The sequence below is a fragment of the Nocardia sp. A7 genome, from assembly GCF_046549215.1.
GTDB lineage: Bacteria > Actinomycetota > Actinomycetes > Mycobacteriales > Mycobacteriaceae > Nocardia.
Genome location: NZ_JAJPWE010000002.1, coordinates 992,836 through 1,009,573 on the forward strand (window position 1 = coordinate 992,836; position 16,738 = coordinate 1,009,573).

Here is a 16,738-nt window from a genome sequence, read left to right on the forward strand (position 1 = left end):
ATCGTTCGGCACGTGAGTCGAGGAGTGGTTTCGTGGCGATCGACCTGTCCTATCCGTCCGAGGTGCAGAGCCTGGCCGAACGCACTCGCACGTTCATTCGCGAACATGTGCTCCCGATCGAGGACGCGCACGACGGTGACATCGCTGCGGCAGGTGGTGAGAAACTGCGCGTCGAACTGCAGCAGGCGGCCCGCGACGCCGGAGTCTTCGCCCCACACGCGCCGATCGAATTCGGTGGCCACGGCCTCGACATGTCCAACCGCGCGCCGGTGTTCGAGGAGGCGGGCTACTCGCTGTTCGGCCCGACCGCCCTCAACATCGCCGCCCCGGATGAGGGCAACGTCCACATGCTCGCCCACATCGCCGACCCGGAACAGAAGCAGCAGTTCCTCGCCCCGCTCGCCCGTGGCGAGGTGCGCTCGGCCTTCGCCATGACCGAACCGGCCCCCGGGGCGGGTTCGGATCCGTCGGCGCTGACCACCCGCGCGGTCCGCGCCGACGGCGGCTGGCGCATCAACGGCCACAAATGGTTCATCACCGGCGCCGACGGCGCGGGCTTCTTCATCATCATGGCCCGCACCTCGGGTGAACCGGGCCAGCGTGGCGGCGCCACCATGTTTTTGGCCCCCGCCGACAGCCCCGGCATTCGCGTCGGCCGCCATATCGACACCCTCGACAAGTCGATGATCGGTGGCCACTGCGAAGTCGTCTTCGACGACCTGCTCGTTGCGGAGTCGGCGGTGCTCGGCGAGGTCGATCGAGGGTTCGAATACGCCCAGGTGCGGCTCGGTCCCGCCCGCATGACCCATGTGATGCGCTGGCTCGGCGCCGCGCGCCGCGGCCATGATGTCGCCCTCGCGCACGTGGCGCACCGCGAGGGTTTCGGCTCACGCCTGGGCGATCTCGGCATGATCCAGAAGATGATCGCCGACAACGAGATCGACATCGCCGCCACCCGCGCGCTGCTGACTCGCGCCTGCTGGGAGCTCGACCGGGGCGAACCCGCCGCGAACGCGACCTCGATCGCGAAAACCTATGCTGCCGAAGCGATCTTCCGCATCGTCGACCGCAGCATGCAGATGTGCGGTGGCCTCGGTGTCTCCGCGGACCTGCCGCTGGCTCGTCTGTCGCGCGAAGTACGCCCGTTTCGGATCTATGACGGCCCCTCCGAGGTGCATCGCTGGGCTATCGCCAAACGCGCGGTGAGCGCGGCCAAGCGGGCACAGCGGGACTCCGAATGACACTGCCGGGCATGGACATCGGCGCACTGGAGCTGTTCCTGCGCGCCCAGGGTGTCGAGGTGCGCGGGGAGCTGCGCGTGGAACTGATCAGTGGTGGCCGGTCCAATCTCACCTTCGCTGCCGCCGATGATGTCTCGCGCTGGGTGGTGCGCCGCCCGCCGGTCGCCGGGCTCACCCCGTCGGCGCACGATATGGCCCGCGAATACACCGTCACCGACGCACTGCAAGGTTCGGCGGTGCCGGTCGCGAAGACCGTCGCGTTCGATGCGCAGGGCACCGCGCTCGGGGCCCCGATGACCGTGGTCGAATTCGTCGACGGCCTGGTGATCCGCGACCAGGACGACCTCGCAACTCTGACCGATTCTCAGGTCGCGGCGAGCGTGGCCGAGTTGGTGCGTGTGCTGGCCCGACTGCACGAGATCGACCCGCACGCGGTGGGTCTCGACAAGTTCGGACGACCTGCGGGGTTTGTCGAACGTCAGGTGAATCTGTGGGCGTCCCAATGGGATCGGGTGAAAACCCGCGAACTCCCCGATGTCGCGGTGCTGCACGCCGCCCTGTCCGAGGCGGTCCCGCGCGAATCCTCGGCCTCGATCGTGCACGGCGACTTCCGCATCGACAACACGATTCTGGACGCGGCCGATCCGGGCCGGGTGCGCGCCGTCGTCGACTGGGAGATGTCGACCCTCGGCGATCCGCTCACCGACGTCGCCCTGATGTGCGTGTACCGCTCGCCGGTGTTCGACCTGGTCCTCGGCTCATCGGCGGCCTGGACCAGCGACCGCATGCCCACCGCCGACACCCTCGCGCAGACCTACGCGACGGCCTCCGGACGTGACCTCGGCGACTGGGGCTTCTACCTCGCGCTCGCCAATTTCAAACTCGGCGTGATCGGCGAGGGCATCACCCACCGGGCACTCCAGGGCTCAGGTGCGGGCGCCGCGGCCGAACGCGCCGCCGAGGCGACCCCGGAATTCATGGCCGCCGGGCTGCGCGCACTGAAAGGACACCGGCAATGACCAAGTCCGCACTGATCAGCGGCGCCTCCCGGGGCATCGGCCTCGGAATCGCGAATCGGCTTGCCCGACAGGGCTATTCGCTGACCATCACCGCGCGCGATGCCGACCGCCTCGAGGCAGTCGCTGCCGAGCTGCATGCGAACGGCGCGGCCGAGGTAGTCCCCGTCGCCGCGGACATGTCCGACGAGGAAGGCGTCGCGCGGGTCCTCAGCGCGCACACCGACCGGTTCGCGACGATGTCGGCGTTGATCCTGAACGCGGGTGTCGGCACCGCGGGCACACTGGCCGAGTCGTCGATGCGGCGCTTCGACAAGACCATCGCGGTCAACGTGCGCGCCCCGATCCAGCTCATCCAGGGCGCGCTGCCGATGTTGCGCGCGGGGGCACTCGCCGATCCCGGTCACGGCGCCAAAGTCGTTGCGCTGTCCTCGATCACCGGCGTCTACGCCGAGGCGGGACTGGCCGTCTACGGCGCGGCCAAAGCCGCGCTCATCTCCGTGCTGACCACCCTCAACGCCGAAGAATCCGGCAACGGCGTCACCGCCACCGCGATCGCGCCCGCCTACGTCGACACCGACATGAGCGCCTGGATCCACGATCAGGTTCCCCCGGAGCAGATGCTCGCGGTGAACGACATCGTCGAGATGGTCGACTCGCTGCTGCGGCTGTCCGCCCGCGCTGTGGTCCCCACGATCGTCATGTCCCGCGCGGGTACCGACGGATACCGCGCCTAGCCGACATCCGTGGGCAGAAGGCTCTTGGCGCGTTCGAGGAGGGCATCGAGCCCTGCTTCGAACGTGCGGTCCTGCGCGAGCCGGAACTGATACCCGCTCTCCGCCAGCCCGGCCAGCAGCGGCATGGTGGCGGGGTCGATCGCAGCGGTCGCAGGTAGTCGGGCGGGCTCGAGGTTCTCTTGGCGTTCCAGCAGCGCGAACGCGCTGCTGTGCGATGCCAGGGAGAAGTAGGTGTCGAGCGCATGCTCCGGCGTGAAACCGGCGGCCACGAGGGTGGTGAGGATGGTTTCGAGTCGCTCGCGCGCGACCCGATCAGGATTGTCACCGTAATTCGAGGTGTCGACGATCAGTAGATCGCACAGGACGGGATTTTCCAGGAACAACGTGCGCATCGTCCGGAAATGGTGGCGGAGCAGTTCGTGCCACGGGCCGTGGCCGGTGAAGGGCAGGGCGATCTCGTACTGCTCGAGGGCGCGATCGCGCATCGCCTGCAGCAGTAGGTCTTTGCTGCGGAAGTACCAGTAGATGCTCGTGACGCCGACGTCGAGACGGCGGGCGAGTGCGGGCATGCTGAGTTTCTCCACCGTGACTTCCGTCGCCAGCGCGAACGCGCCGCTCACGATGTCCGCCGCGGTGATCGAATTGCGTTGCCGCCGCTGTCGCCGCGGAGTCCGTACCGCGCTCTCCTCGCCCTTCACAGGCCTCCCGTCATCGCCTCGATCGGAGCCTAGCGGCACCTGCTCGATCGTGATGATGCCGACCCGCGCCGGTGCCACGACTGGTTGTGCCGGGCCCGAAATTACGGTAAACACTTATGGTAAGAGGTTACTGTATGGCGACGCAGGCGATCGATACGGGCCTCTCGAAAGGACGCAGCCGTGAGTTCGAGTCACCCGTCGACGGAGTCCCAGCGCAAGCGAAACCGCTTTCATTTCGACCGCCACAATCCCGGTTACCGGGAACGTTTCGAGGCGGTCACCCACGAGATGCACCAGCGGTGTCCGATAGCCTGGACCGACACCCACGACGGCCACTGGGTCGCGGCGGGCAACCGTGAAGTCTTCGAACTCGCCCGCTGCCCCCATGTTTCGAACGATCGGGACTACAAGAACGAGCGCCGGGGCTATCTGGGGATCACCATTCCCTACAGCGAGCCGGTCATCCCGCTGCGCAACGGAATTCTCGAGATGGACGATCCGGAACACCGCCTGTTCCGCGCCGTTCTCAATCCCTACCTGTCGCCCAGTGCGGTCCGGCGGTGGGAGCCCTTCATCGACGAGATCGTGCGAGCCTGCCTCGACGAGAAGATCGAGTCCGGGCAGATCGACTTCGTCGACGACCTCGCGAACATCGTTCCGGCCGTCCTCACACTCGCCATGCTCGGTGTCCCCCTGCGACAGTGGGCGGTCTACAACGAGCCGGCTCATGCCGCGGTCTACACCCCGCCGGATTCACCCGATCGGGACCGAGTCCAGAACCTGAACATGGCGATGGGCATGGACCTGATGGCCAACCTGCACGAGATCCGCGAAACGCCGCGCCCCGGCCTGATCGATGCGCTGGCGCGCATGGAGATCGATGGTGAGAAGCCGGAGGAGATCGACCTTCTCGGTATTCTCGGCCTGCTCATCGGCGGGGGATTCGATACCACGACAGCGCTCACCGCCCACTCGCTGGAGTGGCTGTCGCAGCACCCCGCCGAACGGGAAACCCTGAGCCGGGAACGCGACACGCTGCTGAACTCGGCGACCGAGGAGTTCCTGCGGTACTTCACCCCGGCGCCGGGGGACGGCCGGACCATCGCCGCGGACTGCGAGGTCGCCGGGCAGCAGTTCAAGGAGGGGGAGCGCCTGTGGCTGTCCTGGGCGATGGCCAACCGCGACGCCACCGTCTTCCCGTCCCCCGACGAAGTCGTGCTCGACCGAAAAGCGAACCGGCACTTGAGTTTCGGACTCGGCATCCACCGGTGCATCGGTTCCAATGTGGCGCGCACGGTCTTCAAGCGGATGCTGGCCGCGGTTGTCGATCGCATGCCCGACTTCCACTGCGACCCCGACGGCGCGGTCCACTACGAAACGATCGGCCTCATCCAGGGGATGCGGCAACTCCCCGCGACCTTCACCCCTGGACCGCGGCTGGGGCCCGGACTGAACGAAACGATCGACGAACTACAGCGGATGGTGCACGAGCAGCGCCTCGCGGCGCCGATCACCGCGGCACCCTGAGCCGGGGGATCGGCATGCCCGGCGATCTCCGCGAAGTGAGCCTCTGCTGCAACCCGGCGATGATCACTGTGAGATCGAAGGAAAGCCGATCCTCATCGGCGCCTCGACGGTCCCGCTGGCTGACGGCGACCACTTCGCGAAGCATCGGAAATTCCGTCTCGGGGACCGCGCGCAACGCTGCTGCTAATTCCGCCACCTCGGGATCTGCGCCCCGTCGAGCGGTGAGCGCGTCGCGCCCGGCCGAAGCGGCGGTGTCGGTGACGAGGATCAGTGCGCCCCGGGCTTCTTCGATCCCGAAACCCGCCTCCGTCAACGCTTGCAGGACGCGCTCCACCGAAGCCAATGTGCCCAAGCCGCCTGTGTAGGAAGGTTGCAGATAGGGGATCAACGTCCCCACGACGACGACGGCATCGCGCAACGCTGTCGCGAACAGGGTCAGTACATCGCGCCAATCGCCCGCGGCCGGCAATACCACGCGGCGGAGCTCGGACTCGAAAACATCCCGGGCAACCATTTCGCGCAAGCCCTCTTTTCCGCCCACGTGATAGTTGAGGGAGGTGGGATCGACTCCGAGCACGTCGGCGACGGCCTGCATCGTCAGCGCTGCGGGCGCCACACTCCGAGCGGCGCGCAGGATCTGTTCGCGGCTGATCTTCTGCGGTCGACCACGACCACGCGTCTGCCCTGATTCCGCAGGCGTATCGGGTCCGCCGAACTTCTGTCCGCTCACCGTCTCAGCCTAGAGACCTCGGCGAGAGGCTAACTCTCCTATTCGAGAATGAATTTTTCCGCTCCGGGGAAAACTTGCGCAAAACCGCCCCGAGCAGACGATCGCGGGGGTAGACAAGACCGGTGTGACCGTGCGGAACAAGCCCACGATCGTCGCTCGCAGTCGCGCTGAGAACGTCACTCTCAGCATGGAAGAGGTACCGATGTCATCTGCCGAATACCGCGTCGTCCAGTGGACCACCGGGAATGTAGGAACGAGTTCCGTGCGGGCCCTCACCGCCGATCCCACCATCGAGCTGGTCGGATGCTTCGCCTGGTCACCCGACAAAGTCGGGCGCGATGTCGGCGAGCTGGCAGGCGACGCGCCGCTTGGCGTGACCGCCACCGACGACATCGAATCGCTGCTGGCACTGAAACCCGATTGCGTGGTCTACAACCCGATGTGGTTCGACGTCGAGGAAGCGGTGCGCATCCTGTCCTCGGGCGCGAACGTGGTGACCACCGCATCGTTCATCACGGGCCACAATCTGGGTGACGAGCGCGATCGGCTGGAAGAGGCGTGCCTGCGCGGCGGGTCGACGATATTCGGCTCCGGGGTCAGTCCCGGTTTCGCCCAATTGCTGGCGATCGTCGCGGCGAACGCGTGCGACCGGGTCGACAAGGTGACCATCGCCGAATCCGCCGACACCACTTTCTACGACTCGCCGGCCACCGAACGTCCGGTCGGCTTCGGCACCCCGATCGACGATCCCGACCTTCCCGGCATGGCCGCCCACGGAACCGCGGTGTTCGCCGAAGCCGTTCGGCTGGTGGCGGATTCGCTGAACATCGAACTCGACGAGATCGTGTGCCAGGCCGAATACGCGCAGACCACCGAGGATCTGGACCTCGGTTCCTGGACCATAGCCAAGGGCTGCGTGGCCGGTGTGGCCGCCAGCTGGCAGGGCCGCGTCGGCGATCGCGTCATCATCGACATCAATGTCCGCTGGCGGAAAGGTCGGACGCTGGAGCCGGACTGGAAGATCGACGGCGACGGCTGGAAGATCACCGTCGCGGGCCGGCCGACCGTGAACATGACCGTTGGGTTCCTTCCCCCGCCCGATTTCCAGGCCGAGACGATCGCCGATTTCATGGTCCTCGGCCACATCATGACCGCGATGCCGCCCATCCACGCGATACCCGCGGTCGTCGCGGCCGCACCCGGCATCGCGACCTATAACGATCTGCCACTCACCTTGCCCCGCAACATCATCGCGCGGGCATGAAGCTCGCAGCACCCGCACAGTACGACTCGTCGCAGGGGTACGCCAGGAGTTCGAACGTGGCGGAACCGAGGTTCGATCATGGTGGCGTACTGCTGGCTCTGCGGATCCAGGACTTCGGATCGGGCCCGCCGATCGGGTGATTGTGAACAGGCGCAGTCGATTCCGGCTGTCTGCCATGGAGTCATGGTGTTCACCATCTCGTGCATTCGGGCTACCCTCTGCCTTGACTTGCAGGTCCGGCTAACGGCCGCACTGCCGCGGTCGGTACCCGGCTCGCTGCCGGTGGCCGCCGTCGGCGTGCGCGTCGACTTCGCGGCCGAGCTGTCCCGGCGAGATGATCGCCGGTGTCCAGCACTGGTGGGGTGGTAGAAAAGATCGTACAGTGCCTTTGCGCTAAGGCAAGTGCGGCGACGAGAGATGGGTTGTGGCAGAGGCAGTGACGGATAACTTGGACGGTGTCGGTGAGATCATCCGACAATGGGCCCAGTCGCGGCCCGAACTCGATGTCTCCGCGTTGGAGATCTTCGGGCGAATGCACCGCAGTTTCCTGCTCTATCGCGCACGGATCAACGGTGTGTTCGAACAGTTCGGCACCAACGAGGCGGGATTCGACGTGCTCGCGTGCCTGCGCCGCGCGGAACCGGAGTTCCGGCGCACGGCGGGGGAGTTGGCGAAGCAGACGCTCATCACGACGGGCGGCCTGACTTTGCGGGTCAACCGACTGGAGGAGGCCGGGCTGGTTCTCCGGGAACGCGATGCCGAGGACGCCCGGGTCGTCTACGTGACCCTGTCCGATGCGGGGCGTGAACTGGTGGACCGTGTCGCCGATGAGCACTTCGCCGAACTCGCGCGGATGCTGGTGGGTCTGGACACCGAGCAGAAAGCTCAGCTGGCGGGGCTGCTCACGGTGCTCGAGGGATCGCTACGGACAGCAGAGTTGTCGCTGGGGGAGGACGCCACGGTCGATCGCACTGCATGAACGGCCGGTTTCAGGCGCTCCCGGATCTCACGATCTGGGAGCGTTCGTCTTTTTTCGGGGCAACTTCGCAAAACCTCTTGGTGTTTTTTGTGGGGGACGTCACACCATCGATCAGAGGTGTGACCTGCATCTCTCCATTCGGAGCGGCAGATTCCGGTGGCGTTAAACGGCTGTTAATCATCGAATTCGGGTGCATCCGGCGTTGACCTCTTAGCGGTAAGGAAGTAGAAATCTCTTGCAGCCAAGATGTTCGGCAACCGCGGCGATGAACTCAGCCCCGGTCGCCACCATCGTCCCGACAGGAGACGTTCATGACGACAATCCGCTTCGCCGCCGCAGTTCTGCTGGCCGGTTCCGCCTTGGTTCTGAGCTCGTGCGGCGGCTCGGGCGAGCGCACCGCCGCGGCGACCGACGGCACACTCGAGCAGACCTCGGTCTCGGTGGGCGTGCTTCCGCTGGCCGACTACGCGGCGGTGTACTGGGCGGACGAGAAGGGCTTCTTCGAGCGGGAGGGGCTCACAGTGACGCTCGAGCCGATCCAGGGTGGGCCCATCGGCATCCAGAAGGTCGCCTCGGGGGAACTCGACTTCAGCATCGCCAACTCGATCTCCGCGGCCATCGCGCAGTCCCGCAAGACACCGATCACCACCGTCGTGCACACATCCTCGCTCGGCGACCGCAGCGGAATTCTGTATGTCGCGCCGGAATCGCCGATCACATCGATCGCTGATATCGACGGCAAGACCGTCGGGGTGAACACCACCAACAACATCGGCGATGTCACCATCGCCAACCTCGCGACCGACCGGGGCGTCCAGATCGAGCCGCGGTATGTCGAGGTGCCGTTCCCCGAGATGCTGCCCGGGGTGCAGGCCGGGTCGATCGACGTCGGGTACGCCCCCGAGCCGTTCTCCTCGGCAGCGCGCGGCGCCGGTATGCGGGAGATCGCGGACCTCACGACGGGCATCAACAACGCACTGCCTGCGTCGATCTTCGTCGCGGGTAACGAATTCGTGGACGCGAACCCGGACACCACCGCGGCGTTCGCCCGCGCGATCTACGCGGCGGGGGCCGATATCTCCGCCCACGAGGCCGATTTCCGCACTTGGCTGCCCGGTGTCGCCAAGGTTCCCGCGGAAGTGGCCCGGTCGATGTCGCTGCCGATCTTCGCGTCGAGCATGGATCCGGCGAAGATGCAGGCCGTCGCCGATATGCTCGGCGCCCAGGGACGGATCCCCGAGGGCTTCGACGTCACCTCGCGTCTCCTCACGCTCGAGAACTGAGATGAATCTGCTCAGTGAGCCACTCGGGCGGAATCAGCGGATCGCCTACGGAATCGTGGGCGTGCTCGGGACGGCCGCGCTGACCGAAGTGGTCATCCGAACCGGATTGATCTCCACACCCGGTCTGCCCGTTCCGAGCCGGGTGCTGGCGGAGACCGGCGCACTGTTCAGAGATCAAATCTTCTGGCAGGAAGTCGGTTTCACACTCCAGGAGTGGATGCTCGGCCTGCTGATCGCCACCGTGGCCGGAATGGTGCTCGGTGGCCTGATGGGCGCCTTCGCGAAGGTGTTCACCGCCTTCGAACTCCCGGTCGAGGTTTTCCGGGTCCTGCCCTCGGTCGCGTTGGGCCCGGTCCTGGTATTACTGCTGGGTTCGGGAATGTTGCCGCTCTCGATCACGGTGGCGCTCGCCTGCATGTGGCCGATCCTGCTGAACACGCTGTACGGAGTCCGAGCCACCGACGCCACCGCCGTGCAGACGGCCCGCACCTTCGGTCTCTCGGGGCTCGCGATCCTGCGCCGGATCAAGATTCCCAGCGCACTTCCGTTCGCGTTCACCGGGATCCGGATCGCCGCGTCGATCGGACTCATCGTCGCCGTCAGCGCGGAACTGCTGATCGGCAACGGTCAGGGGATCGGTGGTTACATCCTGCTCAACAGCGCGAACGCCACCAACCTCGACACCGTCTACGCCGCGACGCTGGTGGCCGGAGTTCTCGGCCTTGCGGTGAGCACGGCCTTCACCGCCCTGGACAACAAGGTGTTCGCATGGAAGAAGGGGCTGGCCCAGTGATGGTCGCATCGACCGACGAGACCGTGGTCGCCGCGCCTGCGGTTCGGCCGAATCCGAAATCTCGTGCCGTCGGCTCGGCGCGCACTCGCGGCTCCCTGTCGCTGCTGCTGAGCAACACGGGCATCCGGCTGCTGGTCCCGGTGCTGATCCTGGCCGCGTGGTGGGCACTGTCGCAGTCGGAGGTCGGTTCGCTGATCGTCGCTGCGCCGTTCGATGCTTTCGAGCGGGTCTTCACCGACTTCTTCAGCGCCGACGCCGGCCGCCTGTTCCTCGGCGACGCGACCTTCGATCACTTCGTCCCCAGCGTCTACCGCGCGATGGTGGGACTGCTGCTGGCCGTCGTGATCGGGGTCGCGCTGGGTGTCGCGCTCGGCATCGTTCCGGTGTTGACGGCGCTGTTCCAGCCGCTCATCCACCTCGGGCGATCGCTGCCGAGCCCGGCGCTGCTCGGGGTGTTCTTCTTCCTGTTCGGAACGGGGGACAGCCCGAAGATCTTCCTCATCGCGTTCTCCGTGGTCTGGCCGATCCTGTTCAACACGATCGACGGTGTCCAGAGCGTCGGAACGGGCCGGATGCAGACCGCCGCGGTGTTCAAGATCTCGCGGTGGAATGTGCTGGCGCACGTGATCCTTCCCGGAGCGGCGCCGAAGATATTCGCCGGTGTGCGGACCGCGATGTCGCTGTCGCTCATCATCATGATCATCTCCGAGCTGCAGAAGGCCGAGAACGGTCTCGGGTATCTGCTGATCCAGACGCAGCGCAACTTCGACTACACCGGATTCTGGTCCGTTCTGATCGTGTTGGCCGCGCTCGGCGTCGCACTCAACTTCATCTTCGTGTTCGTCGAACGGCGGGCGTTGGCCTGGCACCGAGGAGTGACTCAGCAAAATGACTAGTACAGATGTGGCGACCACGTCCGCGGAGCTGGTCCTCACCGGCATCTCGAAGTCGTACGGAACCAACCTGGCAGTCCGCGATATCACCGCTGTCGCGCCCGCGGGCAAGGTCAGCGTTATCGTCGGACCCTCCGGTTGCGGCAAATCGACCCTGCTGCGGATCATCAGCGGACTCGATGTGCCGACGACCGGTGCGGCTACCTTCGACGGGCGACTGGTATCCGGTGTCCCCGACGGCCTTGCCATGGTTTTCCAGGACTACGCGCGCTCGCTGTTCCCGTGGATGCGGGTGGACAAGAACATCGCCTTCCCGCTCGCGGGGCTACCGCGCCCGGAGCGCGCCGCCCGGGTACAGGAGGCCATCGACGCGGTCGGTCTGTCCGGCAAGGAGAAGCTCTACCCCTGGCAGATGTCGGGCGGTATGCAGCAGCGGGTCGCCATCGCCCGGGCGCTGGCCAGCCACCCGAAGCTGCTGCTCATGGACGAGCCGTACGCGTCGGTCGACGCCCAGACCCGCGCCGAACTCGAGGATCTGCTGCTCACGATCCAGGCGCGGCTCGGGATCACCGTCCTGGTCGTCACCCACGACATCGACGAGAGCGTCTACCTCGCCGATCACATCATCGTGTTGTCGAAGCCGCCGAGCATCGTGGCCGAGACGATCGAGGTCGACCTGCCTCGCCCGCGAGATCACATCACCACCAAAACGGACCCGAGATTCGTCGAGATCAGATCGCACGTGACGAGGCTGCTGCGCGGTGACGGCGTGACCGCCGAGGACCCGAGTCACCCGGTTGTGAGCAAGGCGCACTGATGCGGGCCACGGTCGACGGATCCGGCATCGTCGCGCAGAGTCAATCGGCACTCGCGCCGTTCCGGTTATACCGCCCCGAGTCGATCGCCGAGGTGAAGGCGGTGCTCGCGGCGGACCCGGAGGCGGTGATCGGTGCCGGCTGCAGCGATCTCGTAGCCAGGATCCGTGAGGGCTGTGCGCCCGCGGCCCTGGTATCGCTGCGGAAAGTGGCAGGCCTGACGGCGATCACGCACGGTGACGGTGTACTGCGCCTGGGGTCGATGGTCACCCATCACGAGGGCGCGACCAGCGCGACGGTCGCCACGGCGATCCCCGGACTCGCGGCGGCGTGGTCGCGGATCGCCACCGTGCGGATCCGGTACACCGGCACGGTCGGCGGGAATCTGATGGCGCGGCGATACCGCTACGAGATGCCGTTGATTCTGGGCGCACTCGATGCCCGGTTGTCGATCTCGGACGGGCGCACCCTCGTCCCCGGCGACCTGTGGACCGACGACACCACCGCGCTGCTCACCGATATCGCGGTGTCCACCGCGGATCTGGTGTGGTTCGGATACGAGCGTTCGATGCGCCCCACCACGACTGTCGCCGTGGCGATCCGCCGGAGTGCTGATGCCACCCTGTCCGTCCACGCCACCGCGGGGTCTGAGTACCGCCGGGGCGTCTCGCTGCGCGCCGACACCGCCGCGACAGCGGTCGCCGATATCGACGCGGTGTCGACCGCCGCAGTGCTCGCCGCCCAACTCCCGGATGGTGTCGCCGATTACACCGGGTCCGCCGAGTACCGCAGGCACCTTGTCGCGGTATTGATCCGCAGGCTGCTCTGCGAGGCGGCCACCGCCACCCATCATCGTGAGGACGAACCGCATGTGTGACCCCGAGTCCGAGGCGAACGCGGATGTGCCGCAGGGTGCGCTCGAAACCTCGATAGAGTTCAGTCTGAACGGCGAAAAGCGTAACTGCACAATAGATTCCAGCGCGGTCCTGCTCGATGTCCTCCGCGAGGACTTCGGTTGCCGGGGCGTGCGGCGTTCGTGTGAACGCGGTGTCTGTGGGGCCTGCACGGTACTCGTCGACGATATCCCGGTCGCCTCCTGTTCGACGTTCGCGTTCGCGGTCGAGGGAGCCGCCGTGGAGACCGTCGAAGGACTCGCGGCCGCGGACGGAACTCTCTCGCCCCAGCAGCAGGCCTTCGCGGAATGCGGTGGCTACCAGTGCGGTTTCTGCACCTCCGGCATGCTGATGCTCACGACCGGTCTGCTACGCCGGGAACCCCGGCCCGACCGCGGCACCATCCGCGAGTGGATCAGTTCCAACACCTGCCGCTGCACCGGCTACGAGATGATCATGGAATCCGTCGAACGCGCGGCGGCACTGACTGCCGCGCCGAACGGGGAGCGCGAGTGACCGCGGTATCGGATCGGCCGAGCAGCCGCGAAGCCCGTACCCACGTGGTGGACGACCGGGCGATCGGTGGGTACCGGATCCGGGAACTGCCGACGGCATCGCCGCTACACCGGGTGGTCGGGCGGGACGGCCCGCGTGCGGACGCGACGGCCAAGGTCACCGGCAGGGCCGTGTACGGGGCCGATATCGTGCGCCCGGGCATGTTGCACGCGAAAGTGCTGCGCAGCCCGCACGCGCACGCCCGCATCCTTTCCATCGACGCCTCGGCGGCGCGAACGCTCCCGGGTGTCACCGCGGTCGTCACCCAGGACGAGATCGACGGGCTGCAGTGCTACGGGACGATGGTCAAGGACCAGCCGGTGGTCGCGACGGGCGTCGTCCGGTACGTCGGTGACGTGGTGGCCGCGGTCGCCGCCGTCGATGAGCGCACCGCGCTCGCGGCACTGGATCTGATCCGGGTCGAGTACGAGGTGCTGCCCGCGGTGTTCACCGTCGATGAGGCACTCGCGGAATCGGCGCCGGTCATCCATCCGGACGAGCCGTTCGGGGTGATCCCGAAGTACGGGCAGGGCGCGTCGGCGTCGCTGCGCAGTGCGCCGAACGTGAGCTACGAGTTCCGCTACAGCACCGGCTCGCCCTCGGTCTGGGAAAGCTGTGACCACGTCTTCGAGGACACCTTCCAGTTCTCGCGGATGAACCACATGCATCTCGAACCGTTCGTGACCGTCGCCGAGGCGAGCGCCGACGAGATCGAGGTGTGGACCTCGACGCAGTCGCCGTTCAACCTGCGGAAGGAGCTCTCGCGCGTTTTCGGGCTGCCGGAGAACCGGATCCGCGTGCATGTGCCGTTGCTCGGCGGCGGCTTCGGCGCGAAGAACGGGCCGAAGGCCGATCCGGTCGCGATCCGGCTCTCGCAGCTCAGCGGCGGGCGGCCGGTGCGGTTCTGTATGACCACCGAGGAGGTGTTCCTCACGGTATCGCAGCACGCGGCGACCCTCATCGTGAAATCCGGTGTGCGGGCCGACGGTACCTTCGTCGCGCGGCAGTCGACGGTGCTGCTCAACGGCGGTGCCTACGCCGAGCACAGCCCCGCGGTCGCGGAGAAGGCCGGCTACCGGATGCCCGGCGCCTACCGATGGCAGCACATCGATTCGGTGTGTCGGGTCGTCACCACCAACACCGTCCCGGCCGGTGCCTACCGCGGATTCGGTGGCACGCAGGCGACGTGGGCCAGTGAGCGGCAGGTCGACTTGATCGCCGATCGCCTCGGACTCGATCCGTACGACTTGCGGGTGCGCAACCTCAAGGCACTCGGCGAGGAATTCGTTCCGGGCGAGTCCGGTATCGACTCCGATCTGGTGGCGGGGATGCGGGTGGTGGCCGACGCGATCGGCTACCACGAGCGCGCCCGTACCGGAAACCGGGGGATGGGCGTTTCGGTCGGGGTCAAGGACGGCGGCGGTATCAACAAGCCGGCCATGGCGCGGGTCAAGGTCACCACCCGGGGCGACGTCCTGCTCAACTGCGCACTCACCGAGATGGGGCAGGGCGGGCACTCCGCGATGGCGCAACTGGTCGCCGAGGTGCTGCACTGCGATCCCGCCCGGGTGGCCTACGCGCGTATCGACACCGACAACACCCCGTTCGACCAGGGCACCAATGCCTCCTCGGGAGTGGCGGTGATGGGGCAGGCGGTGCGGACGGCGGCCGAGAAGCTGCGGGATCAGGTACTCGACTGGGCCGGTGCGCAACTCGCCGTCGATCCCGCCGGGCTCGAGCTCGTGGACTGGCATGTGCACACCCCCGACGGGGCGGTGCACAACCTGTTTCCGATGATCATGGAGGTTTTCGGGAATACTGGATTCGAGTTCTCCGCCGACGGTTTCTACAAGGCACGCAACGATCACCGAGCGCCACTCGAGGCGCCGTGTGTTTTCTGGGAGATCGGCTGGGCGGCCGCGGAAGTGGAGGTCGACCCGGAGACGGGCCGGGTCACCGTGCTGCAACTGGCCGTCAGCGGTGACGCGGGCAAGGTGATCAACAGGATCGCGTGTCGCGGTCAGGACGAGGGGGCCGCGGTGTTCGGACTGGGGCAGGCGTTGTTCGAGGAACTCCGCTACGCCCCGGATGGCGAACTGCTCAACGCCGAGGCACTGCTGTACCGGGTACCGCTCGCCGAGGACATCCCCGAACGGTTCGTCTCGATCACCCAGGAGCAGGGCCACGGCCCCGGACCGTTCGGCAGCAAGGGCATGGGGGAGGGCGGGATGCTACCCGTGGCCAGCGCCATCGCCCAGGCCGTCGCCGACGCGGTGGGTGCGCAGATCACCGAACTCCCGCTGTCACCGCAACGGGTCTACGAGGCGATCGCCGCGCGTGCTGCCGAGGTGCGGCGATGACGTTGACGCACAACGGCACACACCCTGCCGCCGCAACGGTCGGCGGCCGAGATCCGGTGCGGGTGTGCGTGCTCGGTTACGGGAGTATCGGCGCGGTCGTGGCCGACCGGCTCCTCCGCGGGGATGTGCCCGGTGCCGAACTGGTCGGGATCGTCAATCGGTCACCGGTCGAGAATCTCCCGGCGCCCGCGCTCTTGCTCGCGCAGGCGCTCGAAGTCGCGGATGTGGTGGTCGAATGTGCGTCGCAGGAGGCGGTGTGGGAGGTCGCCCAGCACGTGGTCGACGCCGGACGGGACCTGCTGGTGTCGTCGGTCGGGGCACTGTCGGACCCTGCGTTCGCGCAGCGGATCGCGGGTAGCGGGCCGGGACGGGTCGTGTGCACACACGGCGCGGTCGGCGGCCTCGACCTGCTCGCCGCCGCACGCGACGCCGCGCCTTTCGAACGAGTGCTCGTCCGGTCGACGAAATCGCCGGGATCACTGGTACAGCCGTGGATGGACGCCGCGCAGCGGCACCGGATCAGCACCACGGCGACGCGGCTGCGTGTGTTCGCAGGCAGTCCGGCCGAAGCGGCGCGACTGTTTCCGAAATCGCTCAATGTCGCTGCCGCGGTGAGTTTCGCGGTGCGCGACTGGGAGACGGTATCGGTCGAGTTGTACGCCGATCCGGACGCGGACCTGACCTGTCACGAGATAGAGGCCTCGGGTCCGATCGGCAGGTACTCGATCAAGATCGAGAATCTGCCGAGTGCGGACAACCCGCGCACCAGCGCGGTGGTGCCGTACTCCATCCTGCGGACGCTGGCCCACCTGACCGGCCATCCGAACCTCATCGCCTGACCGATCCGCGCGGCGCAACGACGAGCACCCTGAAAAGGCCCCGAACGGTGCCCATTTCGACAAAATAACGCAGATATCTTGACGCAAAGTATCTTTTAGCTCAGACTCTTTCCAA

At 66.8% G+C, this 16,738-nt stretch carries 16 protein-coding genes; 14 read left to right on the forward strand and 2 right to left on the reverse strand.

Going from position 1 to position 16,738, the window contains the following annotated elements:
- Positions 1 to 32 precede the first annotated feature (32 nt).
- Genes ACLJPD_RS16015 through ACLJPD_RS16025 form a run of 3 tightly spaced genes read left to right on the forward strand, consistent with a single transcriptional unit; the run spans position 33 to position 2,994 of the window.
- Positions 33 to 1,241, forward strand: coding sequence for an acyl-CoA dehydrogenase family protein (locus tag ACLJPD_RS16015; protein ID WP_410872925.1), 1,209 nt, complete (start codon positions 33 to 35; stop codon positions 1,239 to 1,241).
- An 11-nt stretch (positions 1,242 to 1,252) separates the two neighbouring features.
- Positions 1,253 to 2,260: a phosphotransferase family protein gene (locus ACLJPD_RS16020; RefSeq protein WP_410873426.1), complete on the forward strand. Its 1,008-nt coding sequence runs from the start codon at positions 1,253 to 1,255 to the stop codon at positions 2,258 to 2,260.
- A complete protein-coding gene (locus ACLJPD_RS16025; RefSeq protein WP_410872926.1) occupies positions 2,257 to 2,994 on the forward strand; it encodes an SDR family NAD(P)-dependent oxidoreductase in 738 nt (245 codons plus the stop codon). Before ACLJPD_RS16020 ends, ACLJPD_RS16025 begins: the two co-directional genes overlap by 4 nt.
- On the opposite strand, the gene ACLJPD_RS16030 is transcribed toward ACLJPD_RS16025, so the two are convergent.
- Positions 2,991 to 3,692 carry a TetR/AcrR family transcriptional regulator gene (locus tag ACLJPD_RS16030; protein ID WP_410872927.1) on the reverse strand — a complete coding sequence of 234 codons (702 nt, stop codon included), beginning with the start codon at positions 3,690 to 3,692 and terminating at the stop codon, positions 2,991 to 2,993. The two genes, ACLJPD_RS16025 and ACLJPD_RS16030, sit on opposite strands and share 4 nt — an antisense overlap.
- Positions 3,693 to 3,872: 180 nt before the next feature.
- On the opposite strand from ACLJPD_RS16030, the gene ACLJPD_RS16035 reads away from it, so the two are divergent.
- Positions 3,873 to 5,219 (forward strand): cytochrome P450, encoded by a 1,347-nt coding sequence (locus ACLJPD_RS16035; protein ID WP_410872928.1) that lies wholly within the window; start codon positions 3,873 to 3,875, stop codon positions 5,217 to 5,219.
- On the opposite strand, the gene ACLJPD_RS16040 is transcribed toward ACLJPD_RS16035, so the two are convergent.
- On the reverse strand, positions 5,203 to 5,949 hold the full coding sequence (locus tag ACLJPD_RS16040; protein ID WP_410872929.1) for a TetR/AcrR family transcriptional regulator C-terminal domain-containing protein: 747 nt from the start codon (positions 5,947 to 5,949) through the stop codon (positions 5,203 to 5,205). The genes ACLJPD_RS16035 and ACLJPD_RS16040 overlap by 17 nt on opposite strands.
- 202 nt (positions 5,950 to 6,151) lie before the next feature.
- Here ACLJPD_RS16040 and ACLJPD_RS16045 point away from each other — a divergent pair, with 202 nt between their 5' ends.
- The 10 genes from ACLJPD_RS16045 (at position 6,152) to ACLJPD_RS16090 (ending at position 16,623) form a co-directional block, all read left to right on the forward strand.
- Entirely contained in the window at positions 6,152 to 7,213 is a 1,062-nt protein-coding gene (locus ACLJPD_RS16045) for a dihydrodipicolinate reductase (protein ID WP_410872930.1), read from the forward strand.
- Positions 7,214 to 7,661: 448 nt separating this feature from the next.
- Positions 7,662 to 8,192: a MarR family winged helix-turn-helix transcriptional regulator gene (locus ACLJPD_RS16050; protein ID WP_410873427.1), complete on the forward strand. Its 531-nt coding sequence runs from the start codon at positions 7,662 to 7,664 to the stop codon at positions 8,190 to 8,192.
- Positions 8,193 to 8,503: 311 nt separating this feature from the next.
- Positions 8,504 to 9,475: an ABC transporter substrate-binding protein gene (locus ACLJPD_RS16055; RefSeq protein ID WP_410872931.1), complete on the forward strand. Its 972-nt coding sequence runs from the start codon at positions 8,504 to 8,506 to the stop codon at positions 9,473 to 9,475.
- 1 nt (position 9,476) lies between these two features.
- On the forward strand, positions 9,477 to 10,268 hold the full coding sequence (locus ACLJPD_RS16060) for an ABC transporter permease (RefSeq protein WP_410872932.1): 792 nt from the start codon (positions 9,477 to 9,479) through the stop codon (positions 10,266 to 10,268).
- Positions 10,244 to 11,164 carry an ABC transporter permease gene (locus ACLJPD_RS16065; RefSeq protein WP_410872933.1) on the forward strand — a complete coding sequence of 307 codons (921 nt, stop codon included), beginning with the start codon at positions 10,244 to 10,246 and terminating at the stop codon, positions 11,162 to 11,164. The genes ACLJPD_RS16060 and ACLJPD_RS16065 overlap by 25 nt, the downstream gene beginning before the upstream one ends.
- Positions 11,157 to 11,978 (forward strand): ABC transporter ATP-binding protein, encoded by an 822-nt coding sequence (locus ACLJPD_RS16070; RefSeq protein WP_410872935.1) that lies wholly within the window; start codon positions 11,157 to 11,159, stop codon positions 11,976 to 11,978. The genes ACLJPD_RS16065 and ACLJPD_RS16070 overlap by 8 nt, the downstream gene beginning before the upstream one ends.
- Positions 11,978 to 12,853: an FAD binding domain-containing protein gene (locus ACLJPD_RS16075; RefSeq protein WP_410872936.1), complete on the forward strand. Its 876-nt coding sequence runs from the start codon at positions 11,978 to 11,980 to the stop codon at positions 12,851 to 12,853. Before ACLJPD_RS16070 ends, ACLJPD_RS16075 begins: the two co-directional genes overlap by 1 nt.
- Positions 12,846 to 13,385 carry a (2Fe-2S)-binding protein gene (locus ACLJPD_RS16080; protein ID WP_410872937.1) on the forward strand — a complete coding sequence of 180 codons (540 nt, stop codon included), beginning with the start codon at positions 12,846 to 12,848 and terminating at the stop codon, positions 13,383 to 13,385. The genes ACLJPD_RS16075 and ACLJPD_RS16080 overlap by 8 nt, the downstream gene beginning before the upstream one ends.
- The gene (locus ACLJPD_RS16085; protein WP_410872938.1) at positions 13,382 to 15,784 is read left to right on the forward strand and encodes a xanthine dehydrogenase family protein molybdopterin-binding subunit; all 2,403 of its coding nucleotides are present in this window, start codon (positions 13,382 to 13,384) and stop codon (positions 15,782 to 15,784) included. The genes ACLJPD_RS16080 and ACLJPD_RS16085 overlap by 4 nt, the downstream gene beginning before the upstream one ends.
- Positions 15,781 to 16,623 (forward strand): aspartate dehydrogenase domain-containing protein, encoded by an 843-nt coding sequence (locus ACLJPD_RS16090; RefSeq protein WP_410872939.1) that lies wholly within the window; start codon positions 15,781 to 15,783, stop codon positions 16,621 to 16,623. The genes ACLJPD_RS16085 and ACLJPD_RS16090 overlap by 4 nt, the downstream gene beginning before the upstream one ends.
- Positions 16,624 to 16,738 lie beyond the last annotated feature (115 nt).